This is a genomic window from Granulosicoccus sp. 3-233, assembly GCF_052681095.1.
The window spans coordinates 135,164-158,071 of the sequence record NZ_JBQYLE010000003.1; the positions used below are offsets into that span (position 1 = coordinate 135,164).

Annotated in this window: 19 protein-coding genes; 5 read left to right on the forward strand and 14 right to left on the reverse strand. The window is 59.8% G+C overall.

All coding sequences use genetic code 11. From position 1 onward, the window contains the following. Nucleotides 1-95: 95 nt before the first annotated feature. Both ACUNV4_RS10015 and ACUNV4_RS10020 read right to left on the reverse strand, forming a co-directional pair. On the reverse strand, nt 96-1,292 hold the full coding sequence (locus tag ACUNV4_RS10015) for a phytanoyl-CoA dioxygenase family protein (protein ID WP_430878400.1): 1,197 nt from the start codon (nt 1,290-1,292) through the stop codon (nt 96-98). A gap of 68 nt (nt 1,293-1,360) precedes the next feature. After that, complete coding sequence (locus ACUNV4_RS10020) at nt 1,361-2,470, reverse strand: Gfo/Idh/MocA family protein (RefSeq protein ID WP_430878401.1); 1,110 nt, start codon at nt 2,468-2,470, stop codon at nt 1,361-1,363. A gap of 259 nt (nt 2,471-2,729) precedes the next feature. Between ACUNV4_RS10020 and ACUNV4_RS10025 the strand changes: the two genes are divergently transcribed. The 3 genes from ACUNV4_RS10025 to ACUNV4_RS10035 all read left to right on the forward strand — a co-directional run bounded on the left by ACUNV4_RS10025 (nt 2,730) and on the right by ACUNV4_RS10035 (nt 6,307). Next, complete coding sequence (locus ACUNV4_RS10025; protein ID WP_430878402.1) at nt 2,730-3,839, forward strand: S-(hydroxymethyl)glutathione dehydrogenase/class III alcohol dehydrogenase; 1,110 nt, start codon at nt 2,730-2,732, stop codon at nt 3,837-3,839. Next, nucleotides 3,839-4,678 carry an S-formylglutathione hydrolase gene (fghA, locus tag ACUNV4_RS10030; protein WP_430878403.1) on the forward strand — a complete coding sequence of 280 codons (840 nt, stop codon included), beginning with the start codon at nt 3,839-3,841 and terminating at the stop codon, nt 4,676-4,678. The genes ACUNV4_RS10025 and fghA overlap by 1 nt, the downstream gene beginning before the upstream one ends. A gap of 156 nt (nt 4,679-4,834) precedes the next feature. Continuing rightward, a complete protein-coding gene (locus ACUNV4_RS10035) occupies nt 4,835-6,307 on the forward strand; it encodes a protein adenylyltransferase SelO (RefSeq protein WP_430878404.1) in 1,473 nt (490 codons plus the stop codon). 9 nt (nt 6,308-6,316) lie between these two features. On the opposite strand, the gene ACUNV4_RS10040 is transcribed toward ACUNV4_RS10035, so the two are convergent. The 12 genes from ACUNV4_RS10040 to ACUNV4_RS10095 all read right to left on the reverse strand — a co-directional run bounded on the left by ACUNV4_RS10040 (nt 6,317) and on the right by ACUNV4_RS10095 (nt 20,727). Beyond that, nucleotides 6,317-7,075: an S-methyl-5'-thioinosine phosphorylase gene (locus ACUNV4_RS10040; protein ID WP_430878405.1), complete on the reverse strand. Its 759-nt coding sequence runs from the start codon at nt 7,073-7,075 to the stop codon at nt 6,317-6,319. Beyond that, on the reverse strand, nt 7,075-7,572 hold the full coding sequence (gene ispF, locus ACUNV4_RS10045) for a 2-C-methyl-D-erythritol 2,4-cyclodiphosphate synthase (protein ID WP_430878406.1): 498 nt from the start codon (nt 7,570-7,572) through the stop codon (nt 7,075-7,077). Before ispF ends, ACUNV4_RS10040 begins: the two co-directional genes overlap by 1 nt. Beyond that, nucleotides 7,569-8,285: a 2-C-methyl-D-erythritol 4-phosphate cytidylyltransferase gene (ispD, locus tag ACUNV4_RS10050; protein ID WP_430878407.1), complete on the reverse strand. Its 717-nt coding sequence runs from the start codon at nt 8,283-8,285 to the stop codon at nt 7,569-7,571. Before ispD ends, ispF begins: the two co-directional genes overlap by 4 nt. Continuing rightward, complete coding sequence (gene ftsB, locus ACUNV4_RS10055) at nt 8,282-8,614, reverse strand: cell division protein FtsB (RefSeq protein WP_430878408.1); 333 nt, start codon at nt 8,612-8,614, stop codon at nt 8,282-8,284. Before ftsB ends, ispD begins: the two co-directional genes overlap by 4 nt. Nucleotides 8,615-8,714: 100 nt before the next feature. Continuing rightward, nucleotides 8,715-10,001 (reverse strand): phosphopyruvate hydratase, encoded by a 1,287-nt coding sequence (eno, locus tag ACUNV4_RS10060; RefSeq protein ID WP_430878409.1) that lies wholly within the window; start codon nt 9,999-10,001, stop codon nt 8,715-8,717. Nucleotides 10,002-10,129: 128 nt separating this feature from the next. Further along, nucleotides 10,130-10,969: a 3-deoxy-8-phosphooctulonate synthase gene (gene kdsA / locus ACUNV4_RS10065; protein ID WP_430878410.1), complete on the reverse strand. Its 840-nt coding sequence runs from the start codon at nt 10,967-10,969 to the stop codon at nt 10,130-10,132. A 67-nt stretch (nt 10,970-11,036) separates the two neighbouring features. Next, complete coding sequence (locus ACUNV4_RS10070) at nt 11,037-12,755, reverse strand: CTP synthase (protein ID WP_430878411.1); 1,719 nt, start codon at nt 12,753-12,755, stop codon at nt 11,037-11,039. A 294-nt stretch (nt 12,756-13,049) separates the two neighbouring features. Beyond that, the gene (tilS, locus tag ACUNV4_RS10075) at nt 13,050-14,447 is read right to left on the reverse strand and encodes a tRNA lysidine(34) synthetase TilS (RefSeq protein ID WP_430878412.1); all 1,398 of its coding nucleotides are present in this window, start codon (nt 14,445-14,447) and stop codon (nt 13,050-13,052) included. Beyond that, entirely contained in the window at nt 14,444-15,406 is a 963-nt protein-coding gene (locus tag ACUNV4_RS10080; RefSeq protein WP_430878413.1) for an acetyl-CoA carboxylase carboxyltransferase subunit alpha, read from the reverse strand. Before ACUNV4_RS10080 ends, tilS begins: the two co-directional genes overlap by 4 nt. A gap of 203 nt (nt 15,407-15,609) precedes the next feature. Further along, the gene (dnaE, locus tag ACUNV4_RS10085) at nt 15,610-19,119 is read right to left on the reverse strand and encodes a DNA polymerase III subunit alpha (protein ID WP_430878776.1); all 3,510 of its coding nucleotides are present in this window, start codon (nt 19,117-19,119) and stop codon (nt 15,610-15,612) included. Nucleotides 19,120-19,166: 47 nt separating this feature from the next. Continuing rightward, nucleotides 19,167-19,775, reverse strand: coding sequence for a ribonuclease HII (gene rnhB, locus ACUNV4_RS10090; protein WP_430878414.1), 609 nt, complete (start codon nt 19,773-19,775; stop codon nt 19,167-19,169). 250 nt (nt 19,776-20,025) lie between these two features. Continuing rightward, the gene (locus ACUNV4_RS10095) at nt 20,026-20,727 is read right to left on the reverse strand and encodes an SDR family oxidoreductase (protein ID WP_430878415.1); all 702 of its coding nucleotides are present in this window, start codon (nt 20,725-20,727) and stop codon (nt 20,026-20,028) included. 212 nt (nt 20,728-20,939) lie between these two features. On the opposite strand from ACUNV4_RS10095, the gene ACUNV4_RS10100 reads away from it, so the two are divergent. Both ACUNV4_RS10100 and ACUNV4_RS10105 read left to right on the forward strand, forming a co-directional pair. Further along, nucleotides 20,940-22,184 carry a M24 family metallopeptidase gene (locus ACUNV4_RS10100; protein WP_430878416.1) on the forward strand — a complete coding sequence of 415 codons (1,245 nt, stop codon included), beginning with the start codon at nt 20,940-20,942 and terminating at the stop codon, nt 22,182-22,184. Between the two features lie 3 nt (nt 22,185-22,187). Next, nucleotides 22,188-22,907 (forward strand): maleate cis-trans isomerase family protein, encoded by a 720-nt coding sequence (locus ACUNV4_RS10105; protein ID WP_430878417.1) that lies wholly within the window; start codon nt 22,188-22,190, stop codon nt 22,905-22,907. The last annotated feature ends 1 nt before the right edge of the window (nt 22,908 follow it).

A 22,908-nucleotide genomic window follows, 5' to 3' on the forward strand; every position in this document is an offset into this window, starting at 1 on the left:
CAGACGGAACGGCCATCCTGGGCGATCGCGAAGTCCGGACTGGACATTATAGCGTCAGGAAGAGCTGCTCATGCTCACGGCAGCGTGCAGTTCTGTCAGTGTGAGCGTTTCAGCTGCAGCTGCGAGCCGATACGGCGTGCGAAGACATCACTGGTACAGCCCTCCTCCAGGCATTGCGCCATCAATTGCTGCTGCGACAATGGTGCCAGACCATTGACCGGTGGCTCCAGCTCCATATTGGCCGGAAAGGGATAAGCCTCACCGCAGGCCTCGATGACCTGACGCGTCTGCCTGGGCAGCCAACCATGACTGCTGATCAGCTGATGCAGTACCGGGTACAAGGCCACACTCATGCGTGCCTTGTCCTGCAATTCCATGGTGCGGCCGTACATCGAGCCCGCCTGTACCAGATTGGCAAAGCGGTCCACATCGGTGGTCCGGTTCTCGCCCGCGGCATGAAACACCGCCGGATTGAAGAACAGCATGTCGCCCTTGTGCAAGGCCAGCTGGACATGTCGTTGTTCGAACAGGGCGATGCATTCCTCTCGCTCGGCGGCCAGATATCCCGGCAGATACTGCTGCGAGAACGGCAGCACCTTGGTCGGCCCGGACTCCAGCGGCATGTCCGAATGGGCAATGGCTCCCTGTAGCGTCAGCAACGGCGACATGGCATGCACATGCGCCGGATACTGGCGCAGCTGCTCGGCCTGCTGGAAGCCCATATGGTAGTCACGATGACAGTGCTGTGCCTGACCGCCGGGATGGACGATGTTGCCCTGCGTGGTGATCTGGTAACCCGGGCCCAGCCAGGCACGACACATCAATGCCAGCACATCGTTCGCGTTGTAGCGCGCGAACAATTCCGGCGACTGCAGACAGAGTTTCTCGTGAGCGTTCCACAGTCGGGTGTTGGTACCCCGAGGTGCGAAGTGATCCGCCCCGCTACCGCTGGCTCGCTCGGCGTCGATGAGCGTTTCGAACACCGCTGTTACCCGGTCCAGCATGTTCAGATCTGCCACGGCATTCCTGACCAGCACCACGCCGGCGCCCTGACCGAGCGTGCGAGCCCATTCGGCCTGCAGGGCCAGGACCTGGGGTGTCGCCGCCGCTTCATCAGCGGCTGCCTCCCGGATCGCCGCCCCGTCATAAACCGGTATCTGACTGACGATATCGGAGGCCAGCGGAACACTCGCCGGATCGGTCTGTTGTTCACACAATGCTTCCAGCTGCGACAGATCCATGGATGAATCATCCAGCCAGACTGTCGGGTCCTGCTCAGTGGGTCTGTCCATCTCCTTCATCCTCGCTTGCTGCTCCCGCCACACACAATGCACCATGGTGCACTTCGGGTAAAGCTTCTTCAGACCTCCACCCACGACGCCTTGTCACAGGATGCCCAGACGGCGTCGATGACACGGTTCACCTCCATGCCATCACGGAAGGTCGGCCATTGCGCCTGCCCGGCCTGAATTGCCGCCAGAAAATCACGGGCTTCGATGATCAGCTGGTCCTGGTAACCCGTGCCGTGGCCCGGTCCGAGGCAGAAATTCACGTAGTCCGGATGCTCGGTGTTGGTCAGTATCTTGCGAAACCCGCGCTCACTCTCGGGTCCGTCCATCTTGTACAGCCACAAGGCATTCTGATCCTCCTGATCGAAACGGATGGCCCCCTTGCTGCCGCTGATGTCATAGGCATATCCCATCTTTCTGCCGGTTGCGACCCGGCTGAAATACAGATGACCCATGACCCCCGATTCGAAGCGGCACAGACACTGTGCGTGATCGTCGTTGGTCACCGGTTCCCGCCCACCATTTGCGGATGGGCGGGTCGGGTAGACGGTTTCCATGTCGGCACACAGCGAATGAATGGGACCTGCCAGCGCCATGGCCGCGTTGATCATGTGTGATGCCAGATCGCCCATCGTGCCGTTGGCGCGGCCACGCGTGCGCCAGTTGCCGGGCGCGTCCGGATCGGCGCAGAAGTCTTCGGTGTGCTCACCGCGGAACCAGGTCATGTCGCCGATCACGCCCTGCTGGATCAGTTGTCGTGCGAATTGCGTGGCCGGTGTGCGCACGTAATTGAACCCCACCATGTTCACGACACCGGCAGCCTCGGCTGCCTCGGTCATCTCGATACTCTCCGCCAGTGATGCACCCATCGGCTTTTCGCACAGCACGGGTTTGCCAGCGGCCATGGCTGCCAGCGCAATCTCGCGATGAGTGGATTGAGGCGATGCGATCACGATGGCTTCGACCGCGGGGTCGGCCACCAGAGTTTGCCAATCAGCCGTCGAGCGCCGAAAACCGAACTCCGCAGCCTTGCGAGCAGCCCCGTCCTCGGTGGTGGCACACAGCATTTCGCATATCGGACGCAGCTCCGTGTTGAACACGGCGCCGACCGCCTGCATGGCGACGCTGTGCAGCTTTCCCATATAGCCGGCTCCGATGATGCCGATACCGATTGTCTTCACGGGTTTCTGACTCTCTCGCTGAAACAGTATCCCCAGTGTAAGCCAAGTCAGAGCGATCAGGCGTGTGTTGCTGGCCATGACGCACTTGCGCAAATCGTGTCTGCTTCCGTCGTCTGATCCGAACTGCCCTTGATGAGGCTGGCACACAGGCTTGCATCAGGGTGCCGTTTTTTCAGCGATTCGATCACGTCTGTTACAACAGCAGGTGAACCGCTACAATGCACTTTCACACAACGACCAACTCACGGAGAATCACCCCTTGAAAACACGTGCGGCAGTTGCATTTGAAGCAGGCAAACCCCTGGAAATCGTGGAAGTGGATCTCGAGGGTCCGAGAGCCGGTGAAGTGCTGGTCGAGATCAAGGCGACCGGTCTGTGCCATACCGATGAATTCACCCGTTCCGGGGCTGATCCTGAAGGCGCCTTTCCGGCGATCCTCGGGCACGAAGGTGCCGGAGTCGTGGTGGAAGTCGGACCCGGCGTGACCAGCCTGGAGCCGGGCGACCATGTCATCCCGCTGTATACGCCGGAGTGTCGCGAGTGCGAATACTGTCTGAACCCGAAGACCAATCTGTGCCAGAAAGTCCGTTCCACGCAGGGCCAGGGCCTGATGCCTGATGGCACCTCGCGTTTTTCCTACAAGGGCGAGCCTATCCTGCACTACATGGGCTGCTCCACCTTTTCCAACTACACGGTCCTGCCCGAGATCGCGTTGGCCAAGGTCCGCAAGGATGCCTCCTTCGAAAAGATCTGCTACATCGGCTGCGGTGTCACCACTGGCATCGGGGCAGTCATGTTTACCGCCAAGGTAGAGCCGAACTCCACTGCCGTGGTATTCGGGCTGGGCGGTATCGGTCTGAACGTCATCCAGGGTCTGCGCATGGTGGGTGCCAAACAGATCATCGGCGTGGACATGAACCCGGCCAAGGAAGCAGTCGGTCGCAAGTTCGGCATGACCGATTTCGTCAACCCCAAGGAGTTGAGTGACGACCTGGTCGGCCACCTGGTGGAACTCACCGGCGGTGGCGCCGATTATTCCTTCGAATGCATCGGCAATGTGGAAGTCATGCGCGCGGCGCTGGAATGCTGCCACAAGGGCTGGGGCGAGAGCATCATCATTGGCGTGGCCGGTGCTGGCCAGGAAATCAAGACCCGACCGTTCCAGCTGGTGACCGGACGCTCCTGGCGTGGCACGGCCTTCGGCGGAGCCCGCGGTCGTACCGATGTCCCGAAGATCGTCGACATGTACATGGACGGACGCATCGATATCGATAGCCTGATCACGCATACCATGCCGCTGGAAGACATCAACAAGGGCTTCGACCTGATGCACTCCGGTGAAAGCATCCGGGGCGTGGTGCTGTACTGATGGAAACCGTATCCAGCTGGAAGAGCTTTGGCGGCACACTGTCCGTGCATGAGCACGACAGCGCGGTGTGCCACTGCCCCATGCAGTTTGCCGTCTATACGCCACCGGCGGCGAACGACGATACCCGGCTGCCGGTCATCTGGTATCTCTCCGGACTGACCTGCAACTGGTCCAATGTGATGGAAAAATCCGGTCTGCAACGCATTGCGGCCAGGCTGGGGGTCATGGTTGTTGCACCGGACACCAGTCCCCGCGGTGACGATGTACCCAACGACGACGCCTACGATCTGGGTCAGGGAGCTGGCTTCTACCTCAGCGCCAGCCAGTCACCCTGGTCAACGCACTATCACATGGACCGCTATATCGTGGACGAACTGTCGGAACTGGTATTCAGTCAGTTCCCCAGCGCCGATCCGCAACGCCAGGGCATCATGGGTCATTCCATGGGAGGCCACGGTGCCTTGACGCTGCACCTGAAGCATCCGGAGACCTATCGCTCGGTGTCCGCGCTATCGCCCATCACCGCGCCCATGCAGGTTCCCTGGGGCGAAAAGGCCTTTACCGCCTATCTGGGAGAGGATCGCAGCCAATGGGCGGACTACGATGCCTGCGAGCTGGTCGGCAAGCGCCCCAGCAAGGCGCAGATTCTGATCGATACCGGCGATGCCGATCCGTTTCTGGACGAACAGCTTCGACCACAACTGTTCATCGATGCCTGCAAGGACGCCGACCAGGCATTGAACTATCGCATGCAAAACGGGTACGATCACTCCTATTGGTTCATTGCCAGCGTCATCGAGGATCACCTCGAACATCACTGTTCTGTTTTGGGAGGGTAGTTTCACCACAACTCGACCTTTGTCGGTCCCCAGTCACGAGCACAAGCTGACGGGGACCGGTTTTTCTTTGCCTCCAGGCCTGTTTGACAACCTTCAGACATCTTGCGTGAAGTTGGCCGCTGCGGCACTCATGCCCGTACAACGCACAGGACATCCATGTCGCCAACCATCGACTCGCCGAGTATTGCCTTTGACAACAGCTATGCGGCACTACCTCCCGAGTTCTACCAGCGCCTTCCTCCGACTCCGGTCAGCCAGCCTGAACTGATTGCCATCAACGAGGCTCTGGCCCGAAATCTGGGCATCGATGCCGACGCGCTGCGCAGCCCGGGCGGTATCCGCATGCTGGCCGGTAACACGGTACCCGACGGCGCAAGTCCTCTGGCCATGGCATATGCCGGCCACCAATTCGGTAACTGGGTACCCCAACTGGGCGATGGCCGCGCGATCCTTCTCGGTGAAGTCATCGGTGAGGACGGTGTCCGCTACGACATTCAGCTGAAGGGTGCAGGTCCGACCCCCTTTTCACGTGGCGGTGATGGTCGCAACTGGATCGGGCCGGTACTGCGTGAGTATGTCGTCAGCGAAGCCATGGCGGCATTGGGCGTTCCCACTACGCGGGCACTGGCAGCCGTCAGGACCGGCGATCATGTCATGCGCGAACTAGGGCCGCTGCCCGGTGCGATTCTGACGCGTGTTGCTCGAAGCCATGTCCGGGTAGGCACTTTCCAGTATTTCACGGCACGCCAGAATCATGCAGCCGTCGAGCAGCTGCTGAACTATGTCATCGAGCGTCATTACCCGGAAGCTGCGCAGGCCGAGATCCCGGCGCTGGCATTGCTCGATGCGGTCATCGACGCACAGGCGTCACTGATCGCTCACTGGCAATCCCTCGGCTTCATCCATGGGGTCATGAATACCGACAATTCATCCATCACGGGTGACACGATCGACTATGGTCCTTGCGCCTTCATGGACAGCTTCGCGGCCGACAAGGTCTTCAGTTCGATAGACCGCGGTGCACGCTATGCCTATCAGAATCAGCCGCGTATCGCTCAATGGAACCTGGTCAATCTGGCGCAGTGCCTGCTGCCATTGCTGAACGAGGACAAGGAAGAAGCCGTGCGACTGGCCCAGGAGTCCATCAATCGCTTCGATGAACGCTTCGTCGGCAACTACCTGACCCGCATGCGAGCCAAACTCGGCCTGGTCGGCGAGCAGGACGAAGACCTGACCCTGATCAGTTCATTGCTGAACCTGATGCAGACGCATTCTCTGGATTTCACGCTTACCTTCCGCCAACTGAGCAAGCGATCGGCCACCGACCCCTTCGCCCCGGGCGGCACGCTGCACGACTGGCATCGCAGCTGGCAACAACGAGTCGGTGATGAAGCAACGGCGCAGGAAGCCGCCACCCGCCTGATGCAGAACAGCAACCCTGTCATCATTCCAAGGAACCATCAGGTGGAAGCCATGATCGATGCGGCGGTGCATGATGGCAACCTTGCGCCATTCCAGGCCTTGCTGCAGGCAGTCACGTCGCCGTTTGACCCTGCTCACGAGGAGAGCCCCTTCGCCGCGCCTCCGCGCCCGGAAGAGGTGGTTACCCGGACCTTCTGCGGGACCTGAGACGACTTCTCAACTCTCCTCGAGTACCGAACTCTGCAGCGTTCTGTCCAGCACCTTGACGGCATTGCTCATTCCCGACTTGATGCTGGCAGGCAGTGCGGTGGTGTCCACTTTCTGTCCGTCACGCCCGGCCGCCGGATTGACTACCACGGCACAGCAGGCATAGCCCAGACCCAGTTCGGCGGCCAATGCCGCCTCTGGCATGCCGGTCATGCCGACGATGGTGCAGCCATCAGCCGCCAGACGACGGATTTCCGCTGCCGTTTCCAGTCTCGGCCCCTGCATGACGCCATACACTCCCTGGCTGACCACATTCAGTTCATCGACCGCCGCGGCTCCATCGATCAGCGCCGAACGCAGGTTCTCGTTGTAGGGGTAGCTGAAGTCGATATGTTCGACCGGATCTGCGCCGCCATCGAAGAAGGTGTTTTCACGGGCGTAGGTGTAATCGATGATCTGATCGGGGATCACGATCGTGCCCACCGAACAGCTTTCACAGATGCCACCCACAGCGCCCACTGCAATGATGCGCTTGATGCCGACACTGTGCAACGCCCAGATGTTGGCGCAGTAGTTGATGCGATGCGGGGGAATTCGATGGGTGCTGCCGTGACGTGCCAGAAAGGCCACCTGCCGGCCTCCAAGCTCACCGAACACGATCGGACAGGATGGCGCCCCATAGGGTGTCTTGACCATTTCGCGTCGGGTAACCGTCAACCCTTCCATTCGAGTCAGACCGGTACCACCGATGATTGCCAGAGTCGTCATTACTGAGGTCCTTGAGGTAAGTCGCCGGTTTCGGATAACAACACCGAGGCCATGGCCGCGATGCCTTCTTCCCTGCCACAGAAACCCAGATGTTCCGTGGTCGTGGCCTTGACGTTGATTCGTGACCCTTCCATCTGCAAATCTGCGGCCAGTACCTCACGGATGTTCTCAATATGCGGGCCCAGCTTCGGCAGTTGAGCAATCAGAGTCGCGTCCAGACTGGTGCAGCGCAGGCCACGCTCGTTCAGCTGTGCCACGACTCGACGCAACAAATCGCGGCTATCGGCCCCTTTCCATTCCGGATCGGTGTCGGGAAAATGCCGGCCGATGTCGCCCAGTCCAGCGGCCCCGAGCAAGGCATCGCTGATGGCATGCAGCAAGACATCGCCATCGGAATGCGCGAGGAATCCACGGTCGAAATCGATTCTTACACCACCGATCATCAGATGATCACCTGCCGTGAAGGCATGCACATCAAACCCGGTTCCGATTCTCATGAATTGCTCTGCAGGTTGGCTAGTAGCAGTGTGGCCAGTGTCAGATCTGCCGGTCGGGTGACTTTCAGATTGGGTTGCAGGGCTTCTACCAGCAATGGTTCATGCCCCATGCCTTCCATCGCCGAGGACTCATCGGTAATGCTGTCGGCCGGTGCGCCGGACAGTGCTCCCGACTGCAGCGCCTCGAACAACTCACCCGCGCGAAACATCTGCGGTGTCTGTGCCTGCCAGAGGTTCCTCCGGGTCACGGTAAGTTCGACGCAGCAATATTCATCCACCCGTTTGAGCGTGTCATTCACCGGGCTGGCCAACAGGCCTCCCACCGCACCGCTGTTGCGTACGGCATCGGTCAGGCGTTTGATATCGGCCACACTCACCAGTGGGCGCGCAGCATCATGCACCAGCACCCAGCTTGAGGCCGGTGCGTGATTGAGTACGAATCGCAGGCCCGCAATCACCGAGTCTGCGCGTGTCATGCCGCCGATGGTGGAATGCACCCTTGCTTCCCTGCCGGCAGCCACTGACGGCCAGTGCTCGTCACCCTCGGCCAGGGTAACAACGATGCCAGCGACATCCTTGACCGCCAACAGACGTGTCAAGGTGTGCTGCAGCATGGTGTGCTCGCCGATGGTGATGTACTGCTTCGGCAGCGAGCTGCCCATGCGCTCGCCACGGCCGGCAGCCGGCACCACAATCCACATGTCTTCGTTCATGGGTCGACGGATTCCGCTTGATTGTCAGGAGACGCCAGCGGTCTGGACCGGACACTCTGTTCAAGGACGAACTGATAGAAGGTTTCGTCCTTGTCGATCATGCCCAGTTCAGCCCGTGCACGCTCCTCGATAGCTTCCAGCCCGCTCTTCAGGTCAGCCACCTCGGCCGCCAGAGCCTGATTGCGCATGCTGAGGCGCTGCACTTCGGCCTGCGAAGCTCGCGCCTGCTCACGCAGACGCCACACTTCCTGCAGGCTGCCATCACCAAACCAGAGCCTGTACTGCAGGGCAAGCAGCAGCACCAGCAAGAGACCCAGCAATACCTTCATCGTATTGTCAAGGGCGACACTGAATGCGGAAGTTGCCGCAGCGGTCCGGAGCGCTTGCCCCGACGGACCGCTGGTATCGAGAGATGCAGACAATCAGGCACTACAGCGTCTGATTGAACGCCGATGCGCCGGGGTAGACTGCTCGGTCACCCAGGTGCTCCTCGATACGCAGCAACTGGTTGTACTTGGCAATCCGATCGGATCGAGACAGGGAACCGGTCTTGATCTGTTTGGCGTTGGTGGCCACTGCCAGGTCGGCAATGGTGGTGTCCTCGGTTTCACCGGAACGATGTGAGGTGACCGTGGTGTAGCCGGCCTTGTGAGCCATGCGAATGGTTTCCAGCGTCTCGGTCAGCGTGCCGATCTGATTGACCTTGATCAGTATCGAATTGGCAATGCCTTCCTCGATGCCGCGTGCCAGAATCTTCGGGTTCGTGACGAACAGATCGTCACCGACCAGCTGGATGGAGTCATTCAGGCGTTCCGACATGATTTTCCAGCCTGCCCAATCGCCTTCGTCCAGCCCATCTTCGATGGAGATGATCGGGTAGCGGTCAACCCAGTCGGCCAGATAGTCGACAAAACCCGCCGCATCGAACTCGCGGTTCTCGGAGGCCAGGTTGTAGACACCCTTCTTGTAGAATTCGGAACTGGCCACATCCAGGGCCAGATAGACATCCTTGCCCGCTTCATAACCGGCTTTCTCGATGGCCACCAGAATGGTTTCCAGGGCTTCTTCGTTGGACGACAGGTTGGGCGCGAAACCCCCTTCATCACCGACACTGGTGTTCATGCCTCGATCGTGCAGCACACCTCGCAGGGAGTGAAAGATCTCGGCGCCACAACGCAGCGCTTCCCGAAACGAGCTGGCACCGACGGGCATGATCATGAATTCCTGCAGATCGACGCTGTTGTCGGCGTGAGAACCGCCATTGATGATATTCATCATCGGCACGGGAAGATTCACTGCTTCCTCACCACCGAGGTATTCGTACAGCATCTGCCCCGAATCGGCAGCCGCGGCGTGCGCACTGGCCATGGACACCGCCAGCAAGGCATTGGCACCCAGTTTGTCCTTGTTTTCCGAGCCATCCAGTTCCAGCATGATCTTGTCGATACCGGCCAGATCGGTGACATCATGTCCCATGACGGCATCGCGGATGGCCCCATTGACATGCTCGACGGCTTTCAGAACGCCCTTGCCGCCATACCGCGACTTGTCACCATCGCGCAGTTCGAGCGCTTCACGGGTACCGGTGGATGCGCCGGATGGTACTGCAGCTCGCCCCCTGGCCCCCGATGCCAGAACGATATCGGCTTCGATAGTCGGATTGCCGCGGGAATCCATGATTTCGCGGGCATGCAACTCGGTAATTCGGGATGTCATTGGACTTTCCTGATCTTGAAGGAGGGTTGTTGAATTGTAGAGCCTTATGGCCTGCCTGTGCCATTGCCATCCACTGCCTGCCACAGGTTCGGCAAGATGTCACCGTTACGGCACTGATGGATGCATCATCAACCCAGATAGGGGGTTTCTGCCAGCTCACCTGACTTGATCGTACCATCGAGACGAATCAGCGTTTCCAGCAACGGTTGCAATTTGCCCAGAGGCCAGGCATTGGGGCCATCGCTGAGTGCCTTGTCCGGATCCGGGTGGGTTTCCATGAACAGACCGGAAATACCGGCAGCTACCGCTGCCCTTGCCAGCACGGGAACGAATTCGCGTTGACCGCCGGAGCTGCTGCCCTGCCCGCCCGGCAACTGTACCGAATGCGTGGCGTCGAAGACCACCGGGCAATCGGTGGCTCGCATGATGGCCAGACCACGCATGTCGGACACCAGATTGTTGTAACCGAATGAGGCACCCCGCTCACAGACCATGATGTTGTCATTGCCCGCTGCACGCGCCTTGGCCACGACATGCTGCATGTCGGCCGGGGCCAGAAACTGCCCCTTCTTGATGTTGACCGGCTTGCCAGCCCGAGCCACACGCTCGATGAAATTGGTCTGCCGGCACAGGAAAGCCGGTGTCTGCAGGACATCCACCACATCCGCCACTTCATCCATCGGTGTATCTTCATGCACATCGGTCAGTACCGGCACACCGATTTCCTCGCGAACCTTGGCCAGAATGCGCAGACCTTCAGCCATGCCCAGACCCCGGAAACTGAGCCGAGAGGAGCGATTGGCCTTGTCGAAGGATGACTTGTAGATGAACGGAATGCCCAGCTCGGCCGTCATCTTCTTGAGGATCGCCGCCGTGTTCATGGCCATGTCCTCTGATTCGATGGCACAGGGACCGGCAATCAGGAACAGCGGTTGATTCAGACCGACTTCGTGACCACAGAGTTGCATGACAAGGCCCTTCGTTTGTTGGCGAAACGACTCACCGACACCTGTCGGCAAGCGAGAACGGTAACGGCTATTCGGTGGAAGGCTCTGTCGGTACAGACTCCACGGCAGGCTCGTTGCTGCGAGTTGCCTGATAATCCAGAGCGGCCGTGACCAGGCCGGTGAACAGCGGATGCCCGTCACGCGGATTGGAGGTGTATTCCGGATGAAACTGGCAACCGATGAACCAGGGGTGATCCGGCAGTTCGATCATCTCGACCAGGCCGTTGGTATCCATGTCGGCTTCACCTTCGTCGGTTGCAGCGATGGAGCCACTGGAGCGAGCCGAGATCACCAGTCCGCTTTCGGTCAGGCGATTCGCATAGTTGTTGTTGAATTCGAAGCGATGACGATGACGTTCCACCACCTGCTCGGCACCGTACATTCTGGCGGCCAGTGAGTCGGGTTGCATGACGCACAGCTGGCCACCCAGGCGCATGGTTCCACCCAGATCGGAATCCTTGTCTCGAAGCACGGTTTCACCGTCTTCATTCTGCCATTCGGTAATCAGTGCAATGACCGGCTCCTCGGCATCGAGATCGAACTCACTGCTGTTGGCCGCTTCGATACCTGCCACGTGACGGGCATGCTCGATGACGGCTACCTGCATGCCCAGACAGATGCCCAGATACGGGATCTTGTGCTCGCGCGCGTATTGCGCGGCGATGATCTTGCCTTCCACACCGCGATTGCCAAAGCCGCCGGGTACCAGAATGGCATCCACCTCGCCCAGGATTCGCAGGTCGCCCTGCTCGAGTTTTTCGGCGTCCAGGTAACGGATCTTCACACGACTGTCTGTCTGGATGCCGGCGTGGGTCAAGGCTTCATTGAGCGACTTGTAGGATTCCGTCAGCTCCGTGTATTTGCCTACCATGCCGATGGTGACGGACTTGCCAGGGTGTCGGATACGGTCCACCACACGCTGCCATTCACTCAGATCTGCTGGCGGCAAGTCCAGCTTGAACTGCTCGACCACCAGTTCGTCCAGTTCCTGTGCATGCAGCATGCGCGGGATGTCATAGATGGTATCGGCATCGTTGGCCGCGATGACGGCCCGTTCCTGCACATTGGTGAACAGGGCGATCTTGCGCCGCTCGGAATCCGGCAGCAGGCGATCGGCACGGCACAGCAGAATGTCCGGCTGGATACCGATGGAACGCAGCTCCTTGACCGAGTGCTGTGTCGGCTTGGTCTTGATCTCGCCGGCCGAGGCGATGTAGGGCACCAGTGTCAGGTGCATGAACAGGGTCTTCTCGCGACCCAGCTGCACGGCCATCTGTCGAATCGCCTCCAGAAACGGCAGGGATTCGATATCACCGACGGTTCCACCGATCTCGACCATGGCCACATCGGCGTCACCGGCACCGACCAGTACCCGTCGCTTGATCTCGTCGGTTATGTGGGGAATCACCTGTACGGTGGCTCCCAGATAATCCCCACGCCGTTCGTTGGCGATGACGGTCTCGTACACACGACCGGTCGTGAAGTTGTTGCTCTGACTGGTCTGGATACGCACGAAACGCTCGTAGTGTCCCAGATCGAGATCGGTCTCGGCGCCATCGTGCGTGACGAAGACCTCGCCATGCTGATAAGGACTCATGGTGCCCGGATCGACATTGATGTAAGGGTCGAGCTTGAGCATCGTGACCTTGAGGCCACGCGCTTCGAGCAACGCCGCCAGTGAGGCTGCTGCAATACCCTTTCCCAGTGACGATACCACGCCACCAGTTACGAAAATAAAACGCGTCATGGACAGGAAGTCTGTTGGAGCCGCGAGCACATCAGAACAAGATCATTCTGGGTGCAGACGACGCGAATAAGCGTGACGCGGAACGTTCAGGGAAGTCCCGCTACAGAATGCAATAAGCACTCTGAACGGGCGTTGAGATTACCAGAACGCGCGAGCGCTAACAATTGCAAAACACCTATCCGTTGCATTCTTTGTCGGCGGTCCCGATGCGATGGGCTGCAGACTGCGAACAGGCCGATAGAAGTGTCCTGCCACCTTGCCGAGCGGCGCCGACTTGCATGGCAAGAGGCAGCGTCAGAGCAGTTCCGAGGATTCCGCGTCCAGGTGTTGACCATCGGCATCGATATCGATCGCATCACGGGAGGGCGCCGATGCGTCGTGCCGATCTGCAGTGGAGGTGCGCGGTGCTCGACAATCCACGGCCACTGCCATGTTCCAGATGGCTGCCAGACGACCATCGATATACAGCAAGGGAATGGTTTCACGCACCCAGGGAGGTACCGAAGACTCTTGCAGGATCTTCTTGACGGCCTTGTGATATGCCGGCTCACCCAGTTTGACAAGCTCCCCACCGGCACGGCTCTTGACGGTGATCGAACCGGATGAGGGTAGCTTGATCCCCTGCTCCCGACACAGTTCCAGCGTCATCGTCAATCCGGTTTCGCGGATGGTCAGCGGCTCGAAGGGTGACTGCCATTCGTAGCGGAAAGGTGCCGTTCGGGTCTGCGGCGGCAGAACGTAGAGTTTGTCCCGGTGACGCCGGATGACATAGTCGCGCACATTGACGATCCCTGCGGAGTCCGGCCGGGCCTCGACCAGATCGCTCATTACCTGCATCAGATCCTGCAGGCGTGGCATACGCAGACCTCGCTGGCGAATGAACAGGCGCAGCGCGGTGAAGGCGCGCTCTCGTGGCAAGGCGCGAATGGCAGTGATACTCAACTCGGTGGTACCCGGTATCTGCAGTGAGGCGAGATCCTGGCGAGCCATGACCAGCAGGCTCTGGCTGGCAGCGGCACTGCGCAGGGCTGCCCGACTCAGCGTTTCGGTAGCTGCCGGCCAACGCGCCTTGAGCAGTGGCATGACCTGGTGACGCAGGTAATTGCGATCGAAACGATGGTCCAGATTGGACGGATCCTCGATCCAGTGCAGACCATGCTGGCGCGCGACATCCTGCAGCGATTCCTGCGAGCAGACCAGCAGGGGGCGTCCCATGTAACCCTGGGCGAACCGCCGCTTGCGTGGAATACTGGCCAGGCCATCGGGACCACTGCCACGCAGGGCCTGCAGCAGGAAGGTCTCGGCCTGGTCTTCGGCATGCTGAGCCAGCAGCAGGTGCTCACCCGGACGCAGCACCTGGGAGAAGGCAGCGTAGCGCGCCTTGCGAGCTGCCGCTTCGGGTCCATCATCGCCCGCCATCTCCGTCGGCCCGAAATCGGCCTGCCTTGATTCCAGCGCAATGTTCAAGTCGCGGCAGATTGTCCGGGCATGCTCGCCCCAGCCTGCACTGGCAGCCTGCAGTCCATGATCGACATGCAGCGCCCGTACCGCCGTTACACGACCGTGATCGCGCAGTTGAGCCATCAGCAACAGCAGGACATGCGAATCCATACCGCCGCTGTAGGCAACGCAATACTGCGTTGCCTGGGGCTGTTGCGCTACGTAATGGGCAACGGCCGCGGCAGGATTCACGCGTTTTCCCGGAACTGTCCGTAGGCGCGCAGCTTCTCCTGGCGATTCGACAACAAGGTATCCATGGGCAGACCGGAGAGAATGGCCAACTCCTCGATCAGCGCGGCCTGCATGTTGGCAGCCATCTGCTGAGGGTCGCGATGAGCGCCACCGAGCGGTTCGGGAATCACACGATCCACCAGATTCAGTTCCAGCAGTCGCTCCGACGTGATGCCCATGGCTTCGGCAGCATCGGCAGCCTTGTCGACACTCTTGTAGAGAATGGATGCGCAGCCTTCCGGACTGATGACCGAGTAGACCGAATACTGCAGCATCATGACCCGATCGCCGACACCGATGGCCAGCGCTCCACCGGATCCCCCTTCTCCGATGACCGTACAGATGATGGGTGTCTTGAGCCCGGCCATGACGAACAGGTTGCGGGCAATTGCCTCACTCTGTCCGCGCTCCTCCGCGCCGACACCCGGATAGGCCCCCATGGTGTCGATGAAGGTGATGACCGGCAGCGAAAAACGCTCTGCCATTTCCATCAGACGCTTGGCCTTGCGATAGCCTTCGGGACGTGGCATACCGAAATTGCGCTGAATCTTTTCCTTGGTATCCCGACCTTTCTCGTGACCGATGACCACCACCGGCTTGCCATTGAGCCTGGCAGTGCCGCCGATGATCGCGGCGTCATCGGCATACAGCCGATCGCCATGCAGTTCATCGAAGTCGGTAAAGACGTTGTCGATATAGAAACGGGTATAGGGCCGCTGGGGGTGGCGTGCCAGCTTGAAGATCTGCCAGGAACTCAGCTTGGAAAATATGCTGCTGGTGAGCGAGTCACATTTCTTCTTGAGGGTATCGACTTCCTCGCTGATGTTGATGTCAGCATCGGCGGTGGCGAACTGCAGTTCGCGAATCTTCGCCTCCAACTCGGCAATCGGTTGCTCGAAGTCAAGAAAATTGGGATTCATGGATAAGCGACGGCGCCTTTGGTGGTCAGATGGATTCTAGTTTACCGGATCGGTTTCGGCGAGGCTGTGGCCTGCATCCGGTACGCTCCGGTGAGCTGCCTGCACTCGCAGAGTGCGTAGTGTACTGGATAGTGACAATTGATGATTTCAGGCACGCTGACCGTGCCTGCTGGTGACTACTGTGGCGCCGGAATTCCGGCACGTCAATAGACCAGCTCCACATTCCCCTCACCCGTCAGCTGTCCCAGCTGATCGATCAGCTCCAGTTGCGGGGTGACGGCCCAGCGATTTCCGGCACGTATACGCGCCTGGGCCTTGCCATTCCGATAGCTGAACCACACGGGAATCGTTCCGCTCTTGTAATTCGACAGGGTACTGATCATCTGATCCAGCGTGCCTTCACGGCACAGGCGACCATCCAGACGGATCAGCAGCTGCCGGGCGAAGCGGGCACGGGCACTGCCCATATCGTAGATTTCCCGTGCGCGAATCTTGTAACCCCCATTGAACTCGTCCGGACTGACATCCCCGTCAACGATGAGCACTTCATCCTTGACCACCAGGTGTCCGCTGGCATCGATCTGCTCACCGCGCAGCGTGATCTCGACCCGACCCGTGCCGTCATCCAGCGTGATGAACTGCATGCGGCCATGATTTCCATCACGTTGGCGCACTGCCATGACCAGACCTGCCGCTACCACCGGCACACCGCGCTGGCGAAAGGATGGACCGCTGTCAGCGCTGCCCGCCTTGGCGCAGACGGCCTTGAGCCGGCCGTGGGTGAAATGCGACAGTTCCGGCAGATACTCGTTGATCGGATGACCACTCAGGTACAGGCCCAGCGTCTCCTTTTCGGCTCGCAGCCGTTCCCTGTCGCTCCAGTCCGGCAGCGTCTCCATGAGTTCCGGCTCATCGCTCTCCACCGGCTCACCCAATCCGAACAGGTCATTCTGCCCGGCCGCCTGATTCTTGTGAAACTGGTCTGCGCCACGCAGAGCGCTGGCCAGATGCTTCCACAGACTGGCTCGATTCGGGCCCAGTGAGTCCACGGCTCCCGCCTTGACCAAGGCTTCCAGCACGCGCTTGTTGACCGTACCGGGACTCGCCCGGCGACACAGATCATCCAGCGTCTCGAAAGCGCCCGAGGCATCGCGCGCTTCAAGTACATTGGCCAGCGCTGATTCACCGACGCCCTTGATGGCCCCCAGCCCATACAGCACCGTCTTTTCATCGACAACCGAGAAGCGCACCGCCGAGCGATTGATATCCGGCGGCTGCACGGTCAGTCCCATGACATTGCACTCGTCGATCAGGCCAACCACCTTTTCGGTGTTGTCCATATCCGCCGACATGACTGCCGACATGAAGGCTGCCGGGTGATGGCACTTGAGCCAGGCTGTCTGATAGGACAGCAAGGCATAGGCCGCCGAGTGCGATTTGTTGAATCCGTATCCGGCAAACTTCTCCACCAGATCGAAGATATTGCCCGCCAGTTCGGGATCGATGCCATTGCCCTTGCAGCCTTCGAGAAAGACCGCTCGCTGCTTGGCCATCTCCTCGGGCTTCTTCTTGCCCATGGCGCGCCGCAGGATATCGGCGGTACCGAGCGAGAACTTCGCCATGACCTGGGCAATCCCCATGACCTGCTCCTGATACAGGATGACCCCATAGGTAGGTTCCAGAGTGGGCCGCAGCGCTTCGAGCTGATAGTCCTCGTGCGGCCAGGCCATCTTCTTTCGACCATGCTTGCGGTCGATGAAGTCATCCACCATGCCTGACTGCAGAGGCCCCGGACGATACAGGGCCACCAGAGCGATGATGTCTTCGAAGTTGTCAGGTCGCAGACGTTCGATCAGACGTTTCATGCCCGCGGATTCCAGCTGGAAGACCGCCGTGGTCTGGGCATCCTGCAACAGCTTGTAGGTCGGAGCATCGTCCAGTGGCAGCGCCAGCAGATTCAGCGGCTCGTCCCGGTGCTTGTTGATCTCCTTGACCGCATTGTCGATGATGGTCAGTGTGCGCAGGCCGAGAAAGTCGAATTTCACCAGGCCTACCGCCTCGGCATCGTCCTTGTCGAACTGCGTCACCAGACTCGAACCGTCCGGTTCGCAATACAGTGGCGCAAAGTCGGTCAGGGCGGTCGGGGCGATGACCACGCCTCCGGCATGCTTGCCGCAGTTGCGTGACAGTCCTTCCAGCGAGAGAGCCATGTCCAGCAGCGAGGTGACCTCTTCGTCATCCTTGTAGGCGCGCGCCAGATCTTCCGATTCCGCCATGGCCTTGGTGAGGGTCATGCCCACTTCGAACGGCACCATCTTGGCGATGGAATCGACGAAATGATATGGGTGACTCATCACACGACCTACGTCTCGCACCACCGCCTTGGCGGCCATGGTGCCGTAGGTGATGATCTGCGAGACCCGGTGCGCGCCGTATTTCTGCGAAACGTACTGGATGACCCGGTCACGGCCATCCATGCAGAAATCGATATCGAAATCCGGCATGGAGACACGTTCCGGGTTCAGAAAGCGCTCGAACAGCAGGTCATACTGCAATGGGTCCAGATCGGTGATCGTCAATACATAGGCCACCAGCGAGCCGGCACCCGAACCTCGACCCGGTCCCACCGGAATGCCGTTGTCGCGTGACCATTGAATGAAGTCGGCGACAATCAGGAAGTAACCGGGAAAGCCCATCTCGGCGATGACGTCCAGTTCGCGCTTCAGGCGGGCATCGTAAGGCGCACGAATGTCGGCAAAATCCGGACGATTCGTGTCATACAACTGCTGCAGACGGATCTCCAGCCCTTCCTGAGCCGATTGATAGAAGAATTCCGTTTCGGTCATGCCGTCGGGAATCGGGAAATCCGGCAGCACCGGTGTGCCCAGATTCAGCGTCAGATTGCAACGGCGGGCGATTTCCACCGAGTTGGCCAGCGCCACCGGAATATCGGCGAACAGCGCATGCATCTGATCGGCTGACTTCAGGTACTGTTCTTCGGTAACCAGCTTCGGGCGTCGCGTATCGGCCAGCACATAGCCCGACTGGATGCACAGACGTGCCTCGTGAGAACTGAAATCATCCTTTTCCAGAAAGCGCACATCGTTGGTGGCCACCACCGGGATATCATTGTCGATGGCGATGGCACAGGCGCCGACAATGTACTCTTCCTCGAAGTCCTTGCCGGTGCGCGTCAGCTCCAGATAATAGCGATCGCCGAAAACCGCCTTCCAGCGCTGCGCCAGTACCTGCGCTTCATCTGCATGACCACGCTTGAGCGCCTGACCCACATCACCATCAACGCTGCCGGACAGTGCGATCAGGCCATCATTGGCCTCGAACAACCACTCGATGTCCACCACCGGCGAGCCACCGTGCTGGCCTTCCTGGTAACCGCGTGACACGAGAGTCGTCAGATTGCTGTACCCCCTGTCGTTCTGCACCAGCAGGATGACTCGGCTGGTCTCGCCATCGGGCAAGGCACCGCGCAGCGTCATGTCGACACCGGCAACCGGTTTGATACCAGCTCCCATGGCCGCGCGATAGTACTTGACCAGCGAGAACATGTTCACGCGATCGGTCACGGCCGCGGCCGGCATGCTCTTCGCCACCTGCTTGACCAGGGGCTTGATGCGAATGGTACTGTCGACCAGCGAGAATTCGGTATGAATGCTCAGGTGCACGAACGGCGGTGGCGGGCTGGCCTCTGCCATGTCGGTGCCGGTTGTCAGCGGGTCGGCGTCATGACTGTCAGCGCTCATCAGACAGGCACCTGTGATTGCAACGCTGCAGCTGCCTGCAGTGCTTCACGCACCGGCTTGAAGGAACGACGATGCAGATGAGTGACTCCGTGCTCGATGATGGCTTGCCGATGTCTGGCCGTTGGATAGCCCTTGTGGCCGGCGAAACCGTATTCCGGGTATTGCTCGTGGAGCTGGATCATCATTCGATCACGCGCTACCTTGGCAATGATGGAGGCCGCACTGATGGCCTGCACACGCTGGTCTCCCTTGACGATGGCCTGCGCAGGGCAATCCAGCGCGGGGCAGCGATTACCGTCAATCAGGGCCACATTCGGCGTCATGGCCAGGCCGTCCACGGCTCGCGACATGGCCAGCATGCTGGCATGCAGGATATTGATGGTATCGATTTCCTCGACACTGGCCTCCGCCACGCAAAATGCCAGAGCTCGCTCGCGGATGTCCACATCGAGTCGATCACGGGTGGCTTCGTTCAGCATCTTGGAATCGAGCAGTCCGTCAATGGGGTTGTCAGGATCAAGAATCACAGCGGCGGCCACCACGGGACCAGCCAGCGGGCCACGTCCGACTTCATCGACACCGGCAATCAGAAAGGGCTGTATTTGCATCGCACAAGGATACTGTCAAAGCGTCCAACTCCCAAGCCCTGAACGAAAAAAATGGTTCACGAATGTCGTTCTGGCACAGAGGGCAAGGCATTGTCGTGAAGCGGCCCTCAAGCACCTGTCGACAGGCCCTTGATTCCACGCCATTCAGCGTGTCAGCAGATCGATCACGTGACGCCTGCCCACCGGGTGAGGCGAGGTTCGCGAGTTAACACACACTGCCGATCTTTCCCCTGAGCAGAGAGCGCCAGGATCAACCCGGTACCGTCAGTGGCTGACCACTGTGGGATGCATTCAGCCCCAGCAGATAGGGTGCGGCCTGCCGTGCCCATTGCTGTGGAGTGCGATAGCCACCTGCCCGTTCGCCCCAGACCTGACGCAGCATCTGCGTATCGATGACGCCGGGGCTGACCGGTATGGCGGCCAGGCCATCGGGCAATTCCTCCGCCAGTGCCCTGGTCAGACCTTCGATGGCCCACTTGCTGGCGCAGTACGGTGCAACCTGGGTAGAGACCGAACGCCCCCAGCCACTACTGAGATTGATGATGACCCCTCTACCCGCTTCGATCATGTGCGGCAACAGCGCGCGGATGACATGATGGACGCCAGCGACATTGACCGCCAGCAGCTGCTGGAACTCCTCTGCCGGAATTTCCCACAGAGGCAGGGGGCGATTGATGATCCCGGCATTGTTGATCAGCAGATCGGGTACACCAACCGATTGCAGCACGTCGGCAGACCACTCGGTCACTGCCGTGTCATCAGCGACATCCAGCGCTCGAAAGTCATGGCCGTCGGGATAGCTTCGGGCCAGCTCCTGCATTTCCACGGACGAACGGCTGCAGCCAGCCACCGTATGCCCGGCTGCCACGAACTCATCGACGAGCGCGCGCCCCAGGCCGCGACTGCAGCCGGTGATGACGATGGTTCTTGTTTTGGTCTTCTTGTGGCCCATGAACATATCCTTGACCTGGCACGGCAGTGACGACGAGTTCTGCGACTACAGTCCCAGGTGCATCCGGGTACCCGGTTGACTGGCTTGCGTGGTCTTGCAACTGCCTGTAAATATATGGCAACAACCGTGTGGACACTGTTTACGGTGTTACGCAGGCAAGCGACCACCTCCTGCGGCCCATGATTGCATCATAACCTGAGATTCTGCAGCATATGAGCGATGACAGCCTGCCGCAGGCGATGACGGACCTGTCCATTCGGCTAACCGGACAAATAGTGCCCCCTCGTGGCTTCGACAGGCGTGAGTTCGAAGAGCGGGCTCGTCGGGTACAGGCCAACATGCGTTCGGCCGACATCGATCTGCTATGGTTGACCAGTGAAGCCGATGTTCGCTACCTGAGCGGCTTCATGACGCAGTTCTGGCAGAGTCCGACCCGACCGTGGCATCTGCTGCTACCGCAAGCCGGCGCACCGGTGGCGGTCATACCGAGCATCGGTCTGAGCTGCATGCAACGCACCTGGGTCAGCGATATTCGCAGCTGGTCATCGCCGCATCCGAGCGACGACGGCGTCTCTCTGCTGATCGATACCCTGACGGAACTGGCGGGCAGCAGAGGAACCATCGGTCTGCCGATGGCGGCAGAGACACAGTTGCGTTATCCACTGAACGACTTCGAACGCCTCAGAGCCGCTCTGGGTGGAAGTCGTTTCGTTGATGCCACCGCGTCACTCAGGGCCGTGCGGCAGATCAAGTCAGCCGCCGAGATCGAGAAACTGCGGCATGTCTGCGCGCTGGTCTCACGCAGTTTCGCACTATTGCCAGAGCTTGTTCGTCCGGGCATGACTGAAGTGGAAGTCTTTCGCGCCTTCCGAATTCTGTGCCTGCAACAGGGGGCCGATGACGTGCCCTATCTGGTGGGAGCGGCAGGTACCGGTGGCTATGAAGACATCATCTCGCCGCCCGGGGATCGTGCGATCGGGGCCGGAGATGTATTGATTCTGGATACTGGCTGTATTTTCGATGGCTATCATGCCGATTTCGATCGCAACTTCGCCATAGGCCATGTCGACCCGGCAAGTGCTGCTGCGCACCAGAGAACCTGGGATGCCACCGAGGCAGGTCTGGCCTGCATTGCTGCAGGTCATGCAAGCTGCGCCAGTGTCTACGACGCCATGCAATCCATTCTTTCTCCAGACCAGAAAGACAAGTCCGACTCCGGTGTGGGCCGACTCGGACACGGCCTCGGCATGCAATTGACCGAAACTCCCTCCATAACCCCGTTCGACCACAGCCCCCTGCTACCCGGCATGGTAATGACACTCGAACCGGGATACCGTTATGCTGATGGCAAGGTCATGGTGCATGAGGAAAACCTGCTGGTCACCGATAGCGGCTATGAACTGCTGTCTACCAGGGCGCCCAGAGACATACCCTTGATTGACTGGACCGGGGAGTAAGCGATGATCGATATTCAGGTGTTGCCCTTCGAGATTGACGAGGACTCCGAACATCTGCCAGCCGTCGGACTTGTCGTCTTGCAGACCGACGAAACCATGGAACATGAGCTGCGGCTCTGGTTGCCTGATTCCATCCGACTGTTTCACAGTCGCATCCCCAACAGCGTGGACATCAGCAATGACAGCCTGCAACAGATGAAACAGGCATTGCCCGCCAGTGTTGCGCTGTTGCCCTCGACCACACCATTCAGGGTCATCGTCTACGGTTGCACCTCGGCGACGACCGTCATCGGCGAGCAGGCCGTCAGTGACGCCGTGCGTGGCGTGTTTCCCGGGGTTGCCGTGAGCAACCCCCTGAGTGCCATCAAGGCGCAGCTCGATGTCCTGCAGGTCTGTCGGCCGGCCTTGCTGACGCCCTATGTGCCGGAAGTTTCCCGGGCACTCATCGATGCCCTGCAAACGCCCGAACGGCAGCTGGTCAGCGTGGCCTCGTTCAACGAATCGCGCGACGATCGGGTTGCACGCATCGCCCGCTCTTCTCTCATGCATTCTCTGGACATGCTTGCGCGTGACGGCAGACCCGATGCAATCGTTGCCTCATGCACCAATCTTCGAACGCACGGCCTGATCGAGGAGGCCAGCCAGCGACTGGGCATACCGGTCATCAGCAGCAATTCAGCGCTGGCCTGGCATGTGCTCCAGTTGCTTGATATGCAGGGGTGAC